At 60.3% G+C, this 17,524-nt stretch carries 12 protein-coding genes and 1 pseudogene; 8 read left to right on the top strand and 5 right to left on the bottom strand.

Annotation, left to right across the window (positions count from 1 at the left end):
• Nucleotide 1: 1 nt before the first annotated feature.
• The 4 genes and pseudogenes from NJU76_RS24745 (at nucleotide 2) to NJU76_RS24735 (ending at nucleotide 4,123) form a co-directional block, all read left to right on the top strand.
• Entirely contained in the window at nucleotides 2-181 is a 180-nt protein-coding gene (locus NJU76_RS24745; RefSeq protein ID WP_254533071.1) for an SDR family NAD(P)-dependent oxidoreductase, read from the top strand.
• Nucleotides 138-272: pseudogene (locus tag NJU76_RS27270) on the top strand (SDR family oxidoreductase); the annotation flags it as partial. The gene NJU76_RS24745 and the pseudogene NJU76_RS27270, both read left to right, overlap by 44 nt.
• 46 nt (nucleotides 273-318) lie before the next feature.
• A complete protein-coding gene (locus NJU76_RS24740) occupies nucleotides 319-1,335 on the top strand; it encodes a dihydrodipicolinate synthase family protein (protein WP_254533070.1) in 1,017 nt (338 codons plus the stop codon).
• A 136-nt stretch (nucleotides 1,336-1,471) separates the two neighbouring features.
• Nucleotides 1,472-4,123, top strand: coding sequence for a penicillin acylase family protein (locus NJU76_RS24735; RefSeq protein WP_254533069.1), 2,652 nt, complete (start codon nucleotides 1,472-1,474; stop codon nucleotides 4,121-4,123).
• A gap of 105 nt (nucleotides 4,124-4,228) precedes the next feature.
• Here NJU76_RS24735 and NJU76_RS24730 read toward each other — a convergent pair whose 3' ends face one another.
• Both NJU76_RS24730 and allB read right to left on the bottom strand, forming a co-directional pair.
• Nucleotides 4,229-5,449 carry a C45 family autoproteolytic acyltransferase/hydrolase gene (locus NJU76_RS24730; RefSeq protein WP_254533068.1) on the bottom strand — a complete coding sequence of 407 codons (1,221 nt, stop codon included), beginning with the start codon at nucleotides 5,447-5,449 and terminating at the stop codon, nucleotides 4,229-4,231.
• A complete protein-coding gene (gene allB / locus NJU76_RS24725) occupies nucleotides 5,446-6,834 on the bottom strand; it encodes an allantoinase AllB (RefSeq protein WP_254533067.1) in 1,389 nt (462 codons plus the stop codon). The genes NJU76_RS24730 and allB overlap by 4 nt, the downstream gene beginning before the upstream one ends.
• Before the next feature lie 518 nt (nucleotides 6,835-7,352).
• Here allB and NJU76_RS24720 point away from each other — a divergent pair.
• Complete coding sequence (locus tag NJU76_RS24720) at nucleotides 7,353-8,273, top strand: ABC transporter substrate-binding protein (RefSeq protein ID WP_254533066.1); 921 nt, start codon at nucleotides 7,353-7,355, stop codon at nucleotides 8,271-8,273.
• An 84-nt stretch (nucleotides 8,274-8,357) separates the two neighbouring features.
• Nucleotides 8,358-9,863, top strand: a complete 1,506-nt coding sequence (locus NJU76_RS24715) for an aldehyde dehydrogenase family protein (protein ID WP_254533065.1) — start codon at nucleotides 8,358-8,360, stop codon at nucleotides 9,861-9,863.
• An 82-nt stretch (nucleotides 9,864-9,945) separates the two neighbouring features.
• On the opposite strand, the gene NJU76_RS24710 is transcribed toward NJU76_RS24715, so the two are convergent.
• The 3 genes from NJU76_RS24710 to NJU76_RS24700 all read right to left on the bottom strand — a co-directional run bounded on the left by NJU76_RS24710 (nucleotide 9,946) and on the right by NJU76_RS24700 (nucleotide 13,466).
• A complete protein-coding gene (locus NJU76_RS24710) occupies nucleotides 9,946-11,799 on the bottom strand; it encodes an archaea-specific SMC-related protein (protein WP_254533064.1) in 1,854 nt (617 codons plus the stop codon).
• The gene (gene rdfA / locus NJU76_RS24705) at nucleotides 11,796-12,401 is read right to left on the bottom strand and encodes a rod-determining factor RdfA (RefSeq protein WP_254533063.1); all 606 of its coding nucleotides are present in this window, start codon (nucleotides 12,399-12,401) and stop codon (nucleotides 11,796-11,798) included. The genes NJU76_RS24710 and rdfA overlap by 4 nt, the downstream gene beginning before the upstream one ends.
• 594 nt (nucleotides 12,402-12,995) lie before the next feature.
• A complete protein-coding gene (locus tag NJU76_RS24700) occupies nucleotides 12,996-13,466 on the bottom strand; it encodes an Lrp/AsnC family transcriptional regulator (RefSeq protein ID WP_254533062.1) in 471 nt (156 codons plus the stop codon).
• Nucleotides 13,467-13,596: 130 nt separating this feature from the next.
• Here NJU76_RS24700 and NJU76_RS24695 point away from each other — a divergent pair, with 130 nt between their 5' ends.
• On the top strand, nucleotides 13,597-15,690 hold the full coding sequence (locus NJU76_RS24695; RefSeq protein ID WP_254533061.1) for a hydantoinase/oxoprolinase family protein: 2,094 nt from the start codon (nucleotides 13,597-13,599) through the stop codon (nucleotides 15,688-15,690).
• Nucleotides 15,683-17,449: a hydantoinase B/oxoprolinase family protein gene (locus NJU76_RS24690; protein ID WP_254533060.1), complete on the top strand. Its 1,767-nt coding sequence runs from the start codon at nucleotides 15,683-15,685 to the stop codon at nucleotides 17,447-17,449. Before NJU76_RS24695 ends, NJU76_RS24690 begins: the two co-directional genes overlap by 8 nt.
• The last annotated feature ends 75 nt before the right edge of the window (nucleotides 17,450-17,524 follow it).

Here is a 17,524-nt window from a genome sequence, read left to right as displayed (position 1 = left end):
TATGCGCGGACTCGATAGAAGGACAGTACTGGTAACGGGAGCCGGACGCGGGATCAGACGGGCGACCGCGGTTCGGCTGGTCGAGGAAGGGACGACAGTCGCGGTGAACGACCGAACGGCGGAACGAACAGCCGACACCGTCTCCACTAGGCCGAATGACGACGCCAGCAAACATCGCTAGAACGATCGCGTTACTGGCCAGCGAGGACGCGGCGTTTCTCACCGGACAGGCGATTAGCGTCTTGGATGGACCGACGATGAACGACTACTGACAGATCGATCCCAATCCTTTTACACTCAGTTTGAGCATTCATTCGTATGGTCGAACAACGACTCCTGTACGAGGACGTAGAGGGTATCTTCGCGATCATGCCGACGCCCGCGACCGAAGACGCGAGTGATCCGGCGGCGGAATATACACTGGATACGGACGAAGCGGAGCGAGGGGCCCGGAAACTCGCTGACGACGGCGTCGACGCGATCATGATCAACGGGACCTTTGGCGAAGCTGCGACGCTCACCGAAGAGGAGTGGCGCGACTTTACCCGCATCGTCGTCGACGCCGTCGACGGCGACGTGCCCGTGATTGCAGGACCGACGACGCTGAACACCCGGGACACAATCCGCCGAATGAAGTACGCTCGCGACGTCGGTGCCGACGGCGCGTTGCTCGGGCGACCGATGTGGCTCGAACTCTCGCCAGAGGCGACAGTCGAGTTCCACCGGCAGGTCGCGGAGGCGGTTCCCGAACTCGGGATCATCGTCTACCACAATCCGCCCGCGTTCAAGAACCGACTCACGCCCGAGTTGTGGCGCGAACTCGCGGAGATCCCGCAGGTCGTCGGTGCGAAGTACGGCGCCGTCGACGTCGGCTGGCGGGACGCGGTCGAGCAGGTGGGCGACAAGGTGCAGTTGATGCCGATCGAACGCAAGTGGTACCTGGCGAACAGGCTCGCACCTGAACGCGCGAACGCGGCGTGGTCCGGCAGCGCCTCCTGTGATCCACTGCCGGCGCTGCGACTCCGGGATGCGATCTTTTCGGACGACGACGAGCGGGCCAGCGAGTTGAACCACCTGATCGGCGAGACTAACCGCAAGTTCTACCCGCAGGTCGGTCCTGAGGCGGTCTACTCCGAGGCGATGAACGTTCGCCACGACGACCTCTACGGGCTCTACACGATCGCGCTCCAGAAGGGACGAATCGAGGGCGCGGGATACATCGATCCGGGCCCGGTGCGACCGCCGTACCACGTCGCGCCGGAAGAACTCGTCGAGATGGCCCGGTCGTCGGGGCGCGACTGGCGCGACCTCGCGAACGACCTTCGAGTCACCTGACTCCGACCGGGCCGATCTTTCGATTCCCCGTTCTTCGGTACTCGTTTTGTGGCAACCCTTCACTATCGGGTTTCGAACCCGTTTCACTTTCCTAACAACCGATGGGAATATATAGTATGTCGAAATGTCCGTTCACATGGCAAGAGTCAACAGACGAGCCATGATCAAGGCCGGCGCTGGTGCCCTCGCTTCCGTCGCTGCGTCGACGAAAACGCTCGCGTACGAACCGTCCGGCGGCAATCGAAGCGTCGAGGTAACGATCAGGCGTGACGAGTACGGCGTTCCCCACGTCTATTCGCGGGGAGGAGATGGGGCCGAGGCCGTTCTCTACGGGTACGGATACGCGATCGCGGAGGATCGCTTGTTTCAACTCGAGATGTACCGCCGGTTCTACCGCGGAACAGTCTCTGCGGTGCTCGGCTCCGACTGGATCGAATTCGACAGGGAGGCTCGGATCGACCACCACCCGAAGGTCCCGCTCGAAGAACAGATCAAAACGCAACTCGACGACGAACACCGGATGGCCCTCGAAGCGTACGCCGAGGGCATCAACCGCCACATCGATGCGATCGAAGCGGGCGAGGCAGAACTCCATCGGGGGTTCGTAGTGCACGACTTCAAGCCTGAATCTTGGACACGCGAGGATGTCGCTGGAGTCTTCGCTGCTGCGATGATTTTCTTCTCCGGGGCCACCCTGGAGACGCTGAACGCAGCCATCCTCTCGGGATTGCGCGAACGCCACGACGGGGAGACGGCGATGGCGCTGTTCGACGACTTTCAGTGGGGAGACGACCCCGACGCGCCGACGTCGGCCGATCGTCCGAACCCCGGATACGTTCCGCCCTACACACCTGCGGGAGATGGTAGCGGTGGGACGGCTGACGAAATCGACGGAACTCGATCGCGCCAACGAGTCTCATCGGGCGAGATTGGTGGCCGGAGCAACCAACTCACGGGCGGCGACTCGCGACTTCCCGCGTCGCCGGTCCGCTCGTTCGAACGCGAACGAGAGCGGCGACGAACGATCGCTGGAGGGCTCGACGACCTCGGTCTCACGACGAAACTCGGAAGCAAGGCGCTGGTCGTCCACGGCGACATCACCGAGAGCGGCGATGCACTGATGATGGGCGGTCCGCAGATGTCGTTTTCCACGCCGTCGGTTATGTACGAGGTCGGCCTCCACGGCCCCAACTTTGACGTCGCTGGCGTGACGGTTGCTGGCTTCCCGTTCGTCATGTTCGGCCACAACCGCTACGGCGCGATCGGGACTACTGCCGGTATCGACAAGAGCGTCCAGTCGTTCGTTGAGTCCGTCGTCCCGCGTGAGGACGGTCCCGACCAATACGAGTTCCGAGGGGAAACGCACGACATCGAGACGGAAATCCAGACAATCCCAGTCGCAGGCGCCGAGGACGAAAGAGTCGCGATACGCCGGACGCACCACGGCATCGTCACCGAGTACAATCCAGACGCCGGTGAGGCGATTGCCCAAACGCGCGGATTCGACGGCCGGGACATGAACTCGTTTCGCGCCTTCTACGACGCTCAGTTCGCGACCAGTGTCGACGAATTTCACAACGCCGCCCGCCACTGCGACTACGCCGTAAACTTCCTCTGGGCTGGGACTGACGGTAATATCGGGTTCTTCCACCTTGGTCGGTACCCTGACGCCGAGGCGGTTCCGTGGGACACGCGTCTTCCCGCGGACGGAACGACGCACGAACTCTCCGAGGACGACATCCTGCGAGCGGCCGACGGGGACGTTCCGTACGTGATCAATCCTGACGCTGGCTACGCCGCGAACTGGAACAATAAGCCGGCACCCGACTGGGATAACGGCGACAAGAGCTTCGCCTGGAGCGTCGACCACCGAGTTCAGCGTATCATCAATCTCGTCGAACACCGCCTCGCCGAACGCGGTGCCGTCGACTACGAATTCCTCAAACACGTCGTCTACGACACCTCGTTCGTGGACCTACGTGCGATCCGATACAAACAGCCGCTGCTCGATTCGCTAGCGGATGCTGACCTCGACGATATTGAAGCGGATGCGGCCGATGCGTTGCGGGCGTGGGACGACTATCGCCAAGGATCGGGCGAGGATTACCTCGGGCCATACTCACCGGGGCTAGTGGTGTTCGATGCTTTCTTCGATCGGCTGCTCAAGCGAACGTTCGAGCCCGTCTACGGCCCTCTGTTCGACGTCGCCACGATCGTTTTGGACTACCGGTACGGTCGGGGAACGCTAATGCGCGCACTCAATCCAGAAAAGACGGCTCTAAACACGGCCGTCGACTATTTCGATGGAGATCCCGACGGAACGCTACGAGGGGCGTTCCGAGACGTCGTCGCCGAACTCCGAGCAGAGTACGGTGAGAACGTTGCGGAGTGGGAATCCTCGCCGGCCATCGATCCGCTCTCGAACCAGACGCTCTTTGGCGTGCCAGTGGGCATCGGCGACGCGGGCGAGATGCCCCGAATGAATCGTGGGACGGAAAACCACTTTGTGCGCTTAGGCGAAGAGATCGTCGCCGAAAACGTCCTCCCTCCCGGCAACTCGGGTCACGTTGGACCCGACGGTTCACAGTCTACTCACTACGACGACCAGTTAAACATGTTCACCGACTTTCAGTATAAGGATCTGCTGTTCGAACCCGGTGAGGTCGCCGCCCGGAGCGAGGTTAGTTCTATTTTCGTCCTGTCCGGTCGGTCCGACGTCGGGAAGATGAGATCGGGCTCGAACGCGGACGAAACGAGCAGTTCGAAGAACGGTAACGGAGGCAAGTGAACTAGAAAACGATGAAACGCAATTGAGGCGATCGGTGTGTTTGCACCGTCGGCGATAGAAGCTGGCGATTTCGGCGGTTTATACGGCAGGAGGATTAACTCCTCCTCACCGAAGGGGTGCGAGTTCTCGCTCCCCCTCGTACGCTTCCTCGGTGTAGTGTTCGAGCCACGCCTCGCCGGTGAGGAACCGATCCGGGACGTCGGCTTCGGTGGCGTCGGCGGTGATGTTGAGCCAGCCGTTTCCTTCCTCGGTGCGCCAGGCGTGACACGGCTTGCCGAGCGCGATGTATATTTCGCTGGTTTCAGGGGCCTCGCCGTCAAGGTCGAAGATCGCCGCCGAGAGCGACGTTTCGTCGGTGTAGTGGTCTTCTTCGTGACGACAGACCGACTCGAGACCGGGGCCGTTCTCGTGGTCGGTCGAGAGGTCCCGCATCGTCTCGACGGTGACGTCGCCGTCGTTCTCTTCGAGGACCTCCATGACGCGCTCGTACCGGCTGTAACTCGAGGGGATCTCCTCACGGGAACGCGCGAGATGGTCGAGGGCCTGGAACTTGTTGGCACGCCCGATGACGTCATCTTCGACCCACTCACTCGCGAGGTGGGTAAATTCGCCCTCAAGGATAATCGCTTTCTCGGCGTCCGCGATGGGGATGTTCCCCGGCGAGGACATCGGGTCCGAGAACAGCATCGGCGTAATGTGTTTTGCGACTTCCTCGGCGGTGTCACCGTGGAGCAGCCCCTGACGCATGTACTCCCCGCGAGAGGCGGCGGCCCAGTCTTTCGAATCCGTGCCTTCCTCATCGAAGGTGACCGTCCGGGAGATGTTACTACCGATAGCGACGCCCTCGTCGTTCATTCCCATCTTGACGGCCGTGGAACCGGCGGCAGTGACGCCGATGATCTTGTTCTTGTCGGCCGGGTTCTCGATGCTGACGACGTTGATCTGCTGGTGCTGGTGGTAGTTCTCGCCTTCGAACTCGTCGGCACCCTTCTTGTCGCTCTGTTTGAAGAAGATCGTCTCACCGTCTGCTGCGGCGTCGCCGGCGGCGATAGCCGTCGTACAGCCGTCGGTGACGAGCGTCTCTTCGAATAGGTTGAACGCGAGCAGGTCGCGGTACGGGACAGCGGCGGCGTCCGCCATCCCCCGGATACGAGACCGGGTGTCCTCGGTCAGCCGGTCGCGGTGATCGGTCGCTACAGTTCGTACCGTGTTGCGATCGATGTCACGGTCGGCGACGGCGCGCCAGAACCCATCGAGGTTGTGTTCGATGGCCGCCTGCAGTCGCCGCCCAGTCTCCCGACCGCGGTCGTATATGTCCGTGTTCATGCGTAATCGTTGTCGATTTCGTCAACCTCCACCTGCGTGCCATGTCCGGAGTCGCCGACGACGGCACCGTCATCGTAGACGACGTCGCCACGGACGATCGTCTTCGTGACCTTCCCCTGGAAGGTCTCACCCTCGAACGGCGTGACGGTGTTTTTCGAGTGCAGCGAGTTGCGGTCCTCGAGGGTCCACTCCTCGTCGAGGTCGAAGATGGTAAAGTCGGCGTCAGTGCCGACCTGGAGCGACCCCTTCTGGGGGTACATTCCCCAGATCTTCGCGGGCTGGGTCGAGTGCATGTCGATCCATTGCTCGAGGCTCATCTTGCCGTCGTTGACGAACGTCAGCATGGCGGGAACTTCGGTCTCGAGGCCGACGAATCCGGAGATGACCTCCCAAGTGTTCTTGAATGGGTCATCCATGCCTTTCTCCTCGTCGGTATGCGGGGAGTGATCCGTAGCGATGCAGTCGATGCCGTCGCCGTGGACCTCTTCCCAGAGGATGTCCTGTTCTTCCTGGTCGCGAATCGGGGGCTGGATACGCGCGACGTTGCCCTTTTCGCGCATCACGTCCTCGGTGAACCAGAGGTAGTGCGGCATGGTTTCGGCGGTGACGTCGACGCCTTTCTCTTTGCCTTCGGCGACGAGCTGTGCACCCGTTCCACAGGAGAGGTGGAACATATGAATCTTCGCGCCCGTTTCGTCGGCGAACAGGATCGTCCGGTTGATCGCCTCTCGTTCCGTGATCGGTGGGCGCGACCAGGTGTGATAGATCGGATCGTTTTTTTCTTCCTCCTGAAACTTCTCGGCGAGATGTGTGAGGATCTGGTCGTTCTCCTCGTGGAAGCCCAGGCGCTTGTTGGTCTCGGCGACCTGTTCCATCGCCTCGAGGAGTTCGCCGTCGTTCGGCGGGGGGATTGCACCGATAGTGGTCCCGAGGAAAACCTTGTAGCCGACGACGCCTGCTTCGTCGAGGTCATGAACCTGGTCGTAGTTATTAGACGTAATCACCGCATAGAACTGAAAGTCGACGAGCGCGTTCTCCTCGCCGAGCTCGGCCTTCGTCTGAATGTGTTCCGGCTGGTCGATGACTGGATCGGTGTTGGGCATTCCCATGACGGTCGTCACGCCGCCGGCAGCGGCGGCACGCGTCGCCGTCTCCCAGTCTTCCTTGTACTCTAAACCGGGAGTTCGGTTGTGGATGTGACAGTCGATTACACCCGGTGTAAGATACTGTCCGTCGGCGTCGATGACTTCGTCAGCCTCCGGGAGGCTGTCATCCGCTCCGACGGCGACGATTTCACCGTCATCAACCGCGACCCCTGCGTTCGGGCCGATCTGGCCCTCCGGCGTCACGAGTGTACAATTGTTGACCACGAGGTCTACTGACATACAACTCCTCATTTCCGGACCATCGATAATATAGCTTACGTCTGCACCTACAGATCATAATCGTCGTCCCCTGGTTACTGGATCAATCGGCCGCTCGTTAAAACCGATTATCGCATCGCACCCATCTGACACTGATTCGTACCCGTCGATTAACGTACTGAGTATATTATTCACAGTTTTAGATACACAATATAAAATATTGGGACTTTGGTTTGCATGTCTCGGTCCGAATTTTCCGCTAATATTACGATAGTCGTTCACATTCTTGTTACGTGTTCACATTCTCGAGCCCAGTCGGATTTTGCCGGATGATGCGAGCGGGTGATTTGTGAAATACAAATCTGGATAGCTATTTCACTACCTCAATAACGCACTTAGTGCATTATTCGTGAAATCATCTCTGTGATATGAATATACGGGTTCTGTGGGACCAGTCGACACGGGAGAAATACTTCTTCGAACGACAGATGACACAAATCCAGCACCAGGTTTTTGGCAGTTGATACGAAGTAGGGGGTATGACAGAGGCGACGTTAGCCTTCAGTACGACCCCGTTTTACAACACTCGACAGTTCTATTACGCGCTCGAAAATGGCCGGGTAACACTGGAGTACGGGACGATTCGACTAGAGCACAATCACTCGCCACAGAAGGATCAATTACTCCTCTCCGGTGAACTCGATGCCACGACGATGTCGATGGGTAAGTACGTCACTGCGAAACAGGTGAGTCACACGGATGTGGTCCCGACGGACCCATTAGCGGTCGCGGCCGGACTCACCTACCAGCGGGGCAATGGAATGTTTGTCCGTGAAAGTGACGGTATCTCCGATCCACAGGACCTCGAAGGAATGCGGGTCGGCATTCACGACCGGTCGCTGGCGATGACCTATCACAAAGCGATCATCGAGGACCGATTCGACTGTGACCCCGATGCTGTCGACTGGGTCGTCGACACGCACCAGCGATTAGCCGATCGGATGCAGGCCGGCGAACTCGACGCCGTCGAACGGATCAACGACTGGTACTGGGGGCTGCGAGAGAATCCCGAATACCGGCTTCTCTACGATATGGGGGAGGAGTGGACTACTCTCACCGGATATCGGCCGCTCGTCCACCTGATCTGTGTCGACAGTGAGCTGTACGAAACGGATCCCGTTCGCGTACGTGCGTTTGTCGATGCACTCCAGCGGTCGCGAGCGTACCGTTACGAGAACCGAGATCAGGTCCTCGCCGCGTTCCTGGAGGAGGATGACTCTGGGGAGTGGTCGGGCGAACGGTCCGTCGAGGCGCTTCGGCGTGTCACCGACGGTGTCGACTGTCCTTTCGTTCTCGAGACCGACCAGCGGCGGAACGTCCGGGACTGGATGGAGTACGCTAGCCGGTACGGTGTCTTCGAGACGGTTCCAATCGCCGACGAACGCCTGTTCCCGAACTGACGTGACCTCGACACGAACCCGAGCCGCGGGAGCGGTGACGTGATAGACACAACTGCTATATAATAGCAGGAAACACGTCATAGCATGTTCGAACATGAACTAGAGACGTTGTCGAGGAAGCGTGTCTCCCTGCAGATCGAGGACCGAATGTATATCGACGGTGAGTTCGTTTCGAGTGAGGAGACGTTCGAGAACGAGTGTCCCTCGACGGGCGAAATTCTGACAGAGGTACCGATCGCGACCGAATCGCAAGTGGACGAGGCCGTCCAGGCGGCGGAGCGGGCGAGCCAGGAGTGGCGTCAGATCGACGTGTTCGAACGGCGCGAACGGGTCGAGGCGTTCGCTGACCTGCTGCTCGACCACCAGAGGGAGTTGACGAACCTCGACGTCGCGGACAACGGCAGCAGCATCTCCCGGATGAAGTTCGATACGGAGAAAGGAGCTCGAAACCTCCAGTACTATGCCGGGCTCGCGACCGAACTCAAGGGCGAAACGATCCCGACGGGCGCGGAAAACCACAACTTCACGCAGCGGGAGCCCTACGGCGTTGTCGCCGGCATCATCCCGTTCAACCACCCGACGATGTTCGTCGCCGAGAAGATCGCGCCGGCGATCGTCGCCGGTAACGGGATCGTCGTCAAACCGTCCGAATACACCCCACTGTCGGCGCTGTACATCGGCCACCTCGTCCACGAGTGCGGACTGTTCCCGGAGGGGCTGATCAACGTCGTCACCGGGTTCGGCGAGACCGGCGCGAACCTCGTCGAACACCCTGACGTGCGGCTCATCTCGATGGTCGGCAGCCCCGCGACCGGCAAGAAGATCATGAAGGGTGCCGCCGAGAACCTCTCACCCGTTCTGCTCGAACTGGGCGGCAAAAACCCCTTCATCGTCTACCCCGATGCAGACATGAATCGCGTCCTCGACGGGCTCCAAGGGGCGATGGCGCTACCCTGGCAGGGACAGTCCTGTGGCAGCGGGACTCGTCTACTCGTCCACGAGGACGCCTACGACGATGTCGTCCCGCCACTGATCGACCGCCTCGAGGAGGTCACGATCGGGGATCCGTTCGATGAGTCGAACACGATGGGGGCCGTCGTCTCGGAACCACAGTACGAGAAGGTGTGTACGTACTTCGATATCGCGAAAGACGAGGGCGCCGAGGTCCTGTTCGGCGGCGAGGCCGTCGACGAATACGACGGGGGCTACTTCCTCGAGCCGACCGTCTTCGACGTCGAACCGGGGATGACGATCGTCAAGGAGGAGACGTTCGGCCCGGTGCTGTCGGTACTGACCTGGAGCGACTACGACGAGATGATCGAAATCGCGAACGACATCGAGTACGGGCTGACGGCGAGCGTCTGGACGAACGACCTGAACGATGCACACCGAACCGCGAACGACGTCGAGTCCGGATACATCTGGATCAACCAGCATGGCCGTCACTACATCGGTGCGCCGTTTGGTGGTTACAAACAGAGCGGGATTGGGAACAAGGAGGACCTCTCGGAACTGCTGGACCACACGCGAGTGAAAAACATCAACGTCGAGTTCGGCGAGGACGACCCCACGCTCGCAGGCGGTAACTGACGGCACGCTCGCACTCGCGGAGAGCACCGATCGCGTTCGGTGAGGACGATCCGATGTTGTGTCCCGATACGTGGGCCGTCGTTCAAACGGTGAGCCGTGACGGGTTGACAGGATCGTACTCGAGGTCGGTGTCGGCGAGCGTAGCCTCGTTTTCCGGAAGCAACGCGGTGATCAGCAGTGGCGCTTCGTCGGCGAAGTACTCGAGCAGGCTGCTCGCACGATTGGCGTCGAACGCCCCGAGAGTATCGACGAGCAAGACGGGAACTGCGTCGGCGACGTCGTATGCAAGGTAGCCTGCGAGAGCGAGCACCAGTCCGACCATCTCGCGTTCGCTCTCAGATAGGTTTTGGACCGTGTCCTGCCGGGTAACGCCGTCTTCCTCTCGGGCGACGACCAGGTCGTAGTTACCGTCGAGCCACACACGGTCGATCGTCTCGTAGCCGAGTAACTCGATCAGTTCGTCCATCGCTTCGTTGAACCCGTCCCTGAGACGCTGCTCGAGGTTCTCGATACGCTCCGTCAGTTCCCGGATATCTGTCCGGAGCGACTCGATCTCCTCACTCTTCCGTTCGCGTTCCCGACGATCCTCCTCGAGTTCGTCGATCGCGTCCTCGAGTCGATCGATCTCGTTTTGGACTGCGTGAAGATCGACGCGGGTCGACTCGAGTTCCTCGGTCACGTGGCTCGACTCGCTCTCCTGTTGGGACTCCCTGGACGCGATTTCGTCCTCGATTTCGTCGAGATCGATCTCGACGTCCTCGAGTTGCTGACGGTGGGTTTCGAGAGAGTCCCGACGGCTCTCGAGTTGCTGTTCGAGCGATTGCTTCTTGGACTCGAGTTCCGTAATCAGTCGATTCGCCCCATTTGCCGCTTCGATCTGGTCGTCGATCTCCTCGAGGCGAGGCTGGTACTCCGTGCGTCGTTCCTTGTCGGACTCGATGAGCTCGGTGAGTCTGCCGATTGTCTCCTCGAAGTCCTCTTCCGCTGCTTCGTTTCCACACGCCCAGCAGGTAACCCTGTCGCCAGTCAGGCTGTATTGGCGTCCCAGAGCACTGGTATACGACGAGGAGTGCATTTCACGATTTGCGGTCAGCACCGACTGCAGTACATCGATCCGGTCGGTAATTTCGTGGAGTTCCTCCTGAATCGACTCGCGCTCGGCACGGAGCGAGTTGACGTCGTACTCGGTAACCTGCTCACGAGCGGCCTCGAGGTCGGCCTCGAGTTCCGAAATCTCTCCCTCCAGTCGGTCGATCGCGTTCTCGTAGTCGCTGATCTGTTCGCGGTACTCCTGACGTTGCGTCACGAGCCGAGAGCGCTCGGCCTGGAGCCCCTCGAGTTCCTCGTCGTCGGTGAGATCCCGCTGTTCCTCTCGGAGGTCCTCGAGTTCCGACTCCAGCTCCGCAGCCGTCTTGCGTTTTTCGTCGAGTTTGCGCTTGCGCTCTTCGAGTCGGTCCTCGACGTTCTCGAGGGAGTCGACTTCCTTTTTGAGTTCATTCTTCTCGACGATCTTTCGTTCACGTTCGGCCTCGAGGGCATCGATGTTCATCGGTCCCTTCAGGACCTCGGCGAAGTTCTCGTCGTTGCGAACGGCCGCCCGGACGTCGCTGAACTCGAACAGGCATGCGAACTGATCGAACAGTTCCACGTCATCGCTCGAATTGAGCCAGCCCTCGCCCTCGATCCGGATCCCGTGATCCGTCTCGTAGGCCTCACGGACGACCGTTCGATCGTTGAGTGTGAGTTCGACGCGTGCGGTCTCTGCGTCGTTTTTGATCGAGATATCGGACCGGCCGAGACCGAACGCGATGGCCTCGAGCAACGAGGTCTTGTTCGAGGAGTTGGGACCGGTGATGATCCCCAGATCGTCGGTAAACGTACACGTCATGCTGTCGATCCCGCCGACGTTCTCGACGTCGACCGTCAACTCGGTCATTGTTTCACCTCAACGGGTTCGCAGTTACAGACCTCGCCACGGCGAAGTGCCCGGTGGAGCGGGACGCGGGTCTGACACTTTTCACACTCGATCTCGACGTCGACGTGGACGGCGACGTCATCGCTAGCGTCGAGGTCTCCTTTCCGCTCGAGGGATTGGACTGCGGACATGATCTTCTCCTCGGCATGGTCGCGCGCGATGCTGATCGCATCGGTTTCCCAGTCGGTCGCGGTCGGGCGTTCATACTTGGCGCCGAGACAGTCGATGAGATGGGTTCGGACGACACCATAGGAGACGAAATCGGACTGGAGCGACTCGATGTCGATTCCCTCGCGCTCGAGCATCGATGCGACTTCGGTAGCGGTTGCCCCCTCGTCCTGAAGCCGATCATACTTCGATTCGGCCTCGTCCCCCAGCGTTGAGAGGCCGACTTTGTCCATCTCCCGGCGTAATAGGGTGACGTTTAGCCACCGCGCGAGCTGTCTGTACCCCTTGCGCTGACCGTTGCTCCCTCGCCATTCATCCAGTAATCGCTCGTCGTAATGTTCGAGCCCATGATCGGAGAGGACACGACAAACCTTGCATCCGTAATCTTCGTCCATATCAAACTCCTGGGTCTGCTTCAACAAAAACTTGGCCGTTTTACCTGCCAAATAAAGGGGATGACTACCTCCAGAAAAGCTGTTTAGTAAGTTGTTTGGTAAGTTGTGAGGGAGTATGAGCGCTGGGACGACGAATGACAGCTGCCGATCGTCGGACTCCACTGCCGACCGAAACGGCGTCCAAACCGATCATACAGCCGTCGTACGATCGGGTGTCTACTGACAATCAGTAACTATTAGGCAGATAGGAGCGGGACGCTCCGAATCAACGTCCTCAGGATCGCAGAGTGATTCTGATGGCCTGCGAAAATCGCGCCGTGATTTTCCAACGCTCGAACGCCTGTGGTGACTGCGCTTCCTCCAGGAACCACGTCAGCTCCTGTAAAGCGCGTTTGTCGAGGGATCCTCGTCAGGCTGTCAGACTAAGGCTGACAACGTCCTCGAAGCAGGGAGCCCCACCCTCGAGCGCGAGCCAAAAGGCGATCAGTTGGGTGGGGTAGTTCACAAACGCGGACTGGGTAGAAAACGCGACGTGTGCATCGATGACGGAACCGCGATCAGAGCGTGACCGGCCAAATGATAGTGGGAGCGTGATCAGAGTGCGAGGTAGTTGTCGATGGTGGTCGCTCGGTCCGTTTCAATCATATACTCGACATTTTCGACGCCGTCTAAGCTTCGAACCCTGTCGATCAGTTCGTCGACTTCACTGTTCGATTGGGCGGTCGCAACGCCATAGAGGTCGACCGACCCGATACCGCGACAGTTCATCCAGAAGCCCATCATGGAGAGTCGTTCGAACGATTCCTGTTTGGCACCCTCTTCGTCGGTCACCGAAACGAACAGGCGGACGACCTCCCAGCCGTGTTCTTTTGGGGCCGTCAGCAGGAGAATCGACGTCGTCTCGAACAGTTTCGAGACCCGGTATCGGATCCCCTCGCTACTCATCTCGTAACCTTCCTCCTCGAGTTGTTCGGAGATATCCGAGTACGGTGTCCGGGGGTTCTGGGCCAGAATCCTGAGAATAGTGCGATCGATTTCGTCCAGCCCTTCGATTTTTTGATTCATACATGTAAAGTCTCACTGGAGACGCAATAAATCTGCCCGTCTGCATGAACCGCATCGGGCGATGACTACGCCCAGTTCGGCCCAATTGAACCGTGGGAATTTATTACATATGACGCGGCATAATCAGCTAATGGCCAAGCGTATCGGCTTCGACGTCGGTGGTACCTTCACCGACTTCGTACTGGTAGACGAGCAGACCAGCGAACTCGACGTATACAAGTATCCGACAACCGTTGACAACCCCTCTGAGGGCGTGTTGACCGGGCTCAGCGAGTTCTTCGACGAAACCGGTGTGGAAATCGACAACGTCGGTCAGCTGATCCATGCGACGACGCTCGCGACAAACACCGTCCTCGAGCGCGATGGGGCCGACACGGCACTGCTCACGACCGATGGGTTCAGGGACGTCCCGATCCTCGGGCGGCAAAAGCGATACGACCTCTACGACCTGTTCATCGAGAAGCCGGATCCGCTCATCGACCGCGAGGACATCTACGAAGTCGACGAGCGGATCCACCCGAGTGAGGGTGTGGTCACGCCGCTGGACGATGATGCTTTTGCAGAGCAGATCGAGCAACTCCGGGCCGACTACGAGTCGGTCGCGATCAGTTTCCTTCACTCCTACGAGGACGACAGACACGAACGGGCTGCCCAGGAGATCATCGAGGAGACCGCGCCCGAACTCTATACCACGCGGGCGTCGGAGATATCCAAACAGTACCGTGAGTACGAGCGGACGAATACGGCGGCGGTCGACGCCTACGTTAAGCCCCGCGTCCAGCAGTATCTCGGGAAGATCGAGGACGACCTCGATGGGCAGGGGTACGACGGCTCGTTCTTCATGATGAAATCTAGCGGCGGCGTCGCGACTCCGTCGATGATTCAGCAGTCGCCCGTCCAGATCATCGAGTCCGGGCCGGTCGCCGGCGCGCTCAACGCGGCCCACCTCGGCGAACATGTCGGCTTCGAGAACGTCTTCTCGTTCGACATGGGCGGGACGACCGCGAAGATCTGTTTCATCGTCGACGGCCAGCCGAAGCGAACGGACGTCTTCGAGGTCGACGAAGCAGAGATGAAAGAGGGAAGCGGCCTCCCAATCAACCTGACCGTGATCGACATGATCGAGATCAGCGCTGGCGGTGGCAGCATCGCCGGCGCGAGCGATACAGGACGGATCGAGGTCGGGCCCGAAAGCGCTGGTGCAGAGCCCGGACCGATCTGTTACGGGCGGGGCGGCACCCGGCCGACAGTCACCGACGCCGACCTCGCGCTGGGCTATCTCAACCCGGACTACTTCCTCGGCGGTCGGATGGACATCGACGTCGACGACGCACTCGACGGGATCGACCGCGGCATCGCCGAACCGCTCGAGATGGGGACCTACGACGCCGCCTGGGGCATTAAGGAGATCGTCGACAACGCGATGACGCGGGCGAGCCAGATCCACGCCTCGGAACGCGGGATCGACCCGCGAGAATTCGGCATGATCGCGTTCGGCGGTGCGGGCCCATCACACGCGTCGTTCATCGCCCACGAGCTCAACGTTCCCAAAGTGTTCGTACCCCAGGGAGCGGGCGTGGCGAGCGCCGGCGGACTGCTCGTCGCCGACGTGGAGTTCCACCTCGACCAGACATACATCACGGAACTTGACGCCGAGGCCTTAGAGCAGGTACACGAGATCTACGAGGACCTCGAGCAACAGGGTCGCGAACTCGTCCGGGAGGCCGGCGGCGCGGACGCCGAGATCGAGATCGAACGCGAAGCCGACATGAAGTACGTCGGCCAGGCTCACGAACTCGGCGTCGATATGCCGACCGGTCGGCTCGGACCAGAGGACCTCGAGACGATCGAGCAGAACTTCCACGATACCTACGAGCGGACCTACGGTTATAGCGATCCGGACGAAGTCATCGAGGGCATCACCTGGAAGGTGACGGTCCGCAGCCCGACAGAGTCGGCCTCCCTCGAGCGCATCGATGGGGATTCGGGCCGTGCCAGCGACGCCCGGAAGGGCACTCGGGAGGCGTACTTCAAGCGGGCCGGCGGCTTCACCGAGACGGCGATCTACGACCGCAATGAACTCGCTCCCGGCGCGGAATTGACCGGCCCCGCCGTCGTCGAAGAGGTCAACTCGACGACGGTCGTCCCGCCGGGCGATACCCTGAGCGTCGACGAGTATGGAAATCTCGTTATCGAGATCAACGAGGTGAATAACAATGAGTGATACCGACGCAGACGCCGACGTACGCATCGACGCAGAAGAACTGGACCCGATTACGTTCACGGTGCTGTGGGACCGGCTCGTTGCGATGTGCAACGAGATGGGGAAGGTCCTCCAACGGACCGGCAAGAGTGAGGCTGTCTCGCTCGGTCAGGACTTCTCGACCGGGCTGTTCGATCGGGACGGACGAGTGGTCGCGCAGGGTAACTTCAGTCCGGGCCACCTCGGATCGATGCCCTACGCGGTCCAGCACGTCCGCGAGCGTTACGATTACGACGATCTGAAACCCGGCGACGGCATCCTGCTCAACGATTCCTACATGGGGTCGGGGCACCTGCCGGACATGTTCCTGATCACGCCGGTGTTCGTCGACGACCGCATCGAGGGGTTCTCGGTCACGATCGCCCACCACATCGACGTCGGTGGTCGAGCACCCGGCTCACAGGCAGTCGACGCGACCGAGATCTATCAAGAGGGACTCCGACTGTTCCCGACGAAGGTGATCTCGGAAGGAGAACTTGAGCCGTGGTTCGAGGACCTCATCGAAGCCAACGTCCGGCTCCCGGAAAAGGTGATCGGCGACCTGAAAGCCCAGCAAAACGCCAATCACCACGGAACGGAGCTGTTCCGCGAGGTGTTCGACGAGTACGGCCGGGACACGGTCTACACCTGCATCGACGAGATCATCGACCAGTCCGAGCAGCGCGTGCGGGCGGATCTACGCGAAATGCCCGACGGCAAGTACTCCTTCAGCGACGTGATGGACAACGTCGGGGTCGACAGCGGCCCGGTCGAACTTGAGGTGACGATCGAGATCGACGACGATGAACTGATCTTCGACTACTCGGGCACCGATCCCCAGACCCAAAGCGCAATAAACAGTTACATCAACTACACCCGGGCGTACTCGGCGTTCGTCCTCAAGGCGATCACCGAGAAGTATCTCCCACAGAACGAGGGGATCATGCGGCCGATGACCGTTCGGGCGCCCGAGGGATCGTTCCTCAATCCAGAGCCACCGGCGGCTGCGAACGCACGGCCGATCATCAACCAGCGCATCGTCGAACTCAACCTCGGTGCGGTGGCGAAGGCGGTGCCGAAGAAGGTTGTCGCCGCGAGTAGTCACTTCGGTAACCCGAACTTCGGCGGTACCGACCCCGAGACTGGCGAGCGGTTCATCCTCTATGACTTCATGATCGGGGGCGTCGGCGCCTCGGACCGCAAGGACGGCGAGGAAGGGATCTGTTCGTCGTTCAACGTGACGAATATCCCCGTCGAACTCCACGAAACCCGGTATCCGGTTGTGATCGATCGGCTCGAGCTCATCCCCGACTCCGGCGGTGCCGGCCGCCACCGCGGTGGGCTCGGTCTCCGGAAGGACTTCACGTTACTCGCGGAGGACGTCAGCTTCACGAACCTGCTCGAGCGGACCGACTCCCAACCGTGGGGACTGAACGACGGCGAACCGGGCGACCGTGGACGGACGGTCTTGAACCCGGCCGACGAGGGCGACGAACTTCACCCGAAGGGGGAGTACGACCTCTCGTACGGCGACACGGTCAGCTTCCAGCTGTCGGGCGCCGGCGGCTATGGTGATCCACTCGAGCGCAAACCCGAGGCTGTTCTGGAAGACGTCCGCAAGGAATACATCACTCGCGAGCACGCCCGCGTAGTCTACGGCGTCGTGTTCGACGAGGACAGCGGGTCACTGCAGATCGACTACGACGCAACCGAAACGAAACGAGAGGAGTTAGCCGCCTGAGTCGCACGACCTGCTGGAAGTCAGGTCCGGTAAACCACAGGGCGGTCGCGGTTGCACCGGGACATCGTTCAGCAG

Origin of the sequence: Natrinema gelatinilyticum (genome assembly GCF_024266705.1) — an archaeon.
Taxonomy (GTDB): Archaea; Halobacteriota; Halobacteria; order Halobacteriales; family Natrialbaceae; genus Natrinema; species Natrinema gelatinilyticum.
This window is presented reverse-complemented; position numbering and strand designations above follow the sequence as displayed.

Excerpts from the sequence above, each read along its gene's own strand:
- NJU76_RS24700 (WP_254533062.1), bottom strand. The coding sequence starts at position 13,466 with ATGAATCAAAAAATCGAAGGGCTGGACGAAATCGATCGCACTATTCTC.
- NJU76_RS24715 (WP_254533065.1), top strand. The coding sequence starts at position 8,358 with ATGTTCGAACATGAACTAGAGACGTTGTCGAGGAAGCGTGTCTCCCTG.
- NJU76_RS24710 (WP_254533064.1), bottom strand. The coding sequence starts at position 11,799 with ATGACCGAGTTGACGGTCGACGTCGAGAACGTCGGCGGGATCGACAGC.
- rdfA (WP_254533063.1), bottom strand. The coding sequence starts at position 12,401 with ATGGACGAAGATTACGGATGCAAGGTTTGTCGTGTCCTCTCCGATCAT.
- allB (WP_254533067.1), bottom strand. The coding sequence starts at position 6,834 with ATGTCAGTAGACCTCGTGGTCAACAATTGTACACTCGTGACGCCGGAG.
- NJU76_RS24745 (WP_254533071.1), top strand. The coding sequence starts at position 2 with ATGCGCGGACTCGATAGAAGGACAGTACTGGTAACGGGAGCCGGACGC.
- NJU76_RS24740 (WP_254533070.1), top strand. The coding sequence starts at position 319 with ATGGTCGAACAACGACTCCTGTACGAGGACGTAGAGGGTATCTTCGCG.
- NJU76_RS24735 (WP_254533069.1), top strand. The coding sequence starts at position 1,472 with ATGGCAAGAGTCAACAGACGAGCCATGATCAAGGCCGGCGCTGGTGCC.
- NJU76_RS24690 (WP_254533060.1), top strand. The coding sequence starts at position 15,683 with ATGAGTGATACCGACGCAGACGCCGACGTACGCATCGACGCAGAAGAA.
- NJU76_RS24695 (WP_254533061.1), top strand. The coding sequence starts at position 13,597 with ATGGCCAAGCGTATCGGCTTCGACGTCGGTGGTACCTTCACCGACTTC.
- NJU76_RS24730 (WP_254533068.1), bottom strand. The coding sequence starts at position 5,449 with ATGAACACGGACATATACGACCGCGGTCGGGAGACTGGGCGGCGACTG.
- NJU76_RS24720 (WP_254533066.1), top strand. The coding sequence starts at position 7,353 with ATGACAGAGGCGACGTTAGCCTTCAGTACGACCCCGTTTTACAACACT.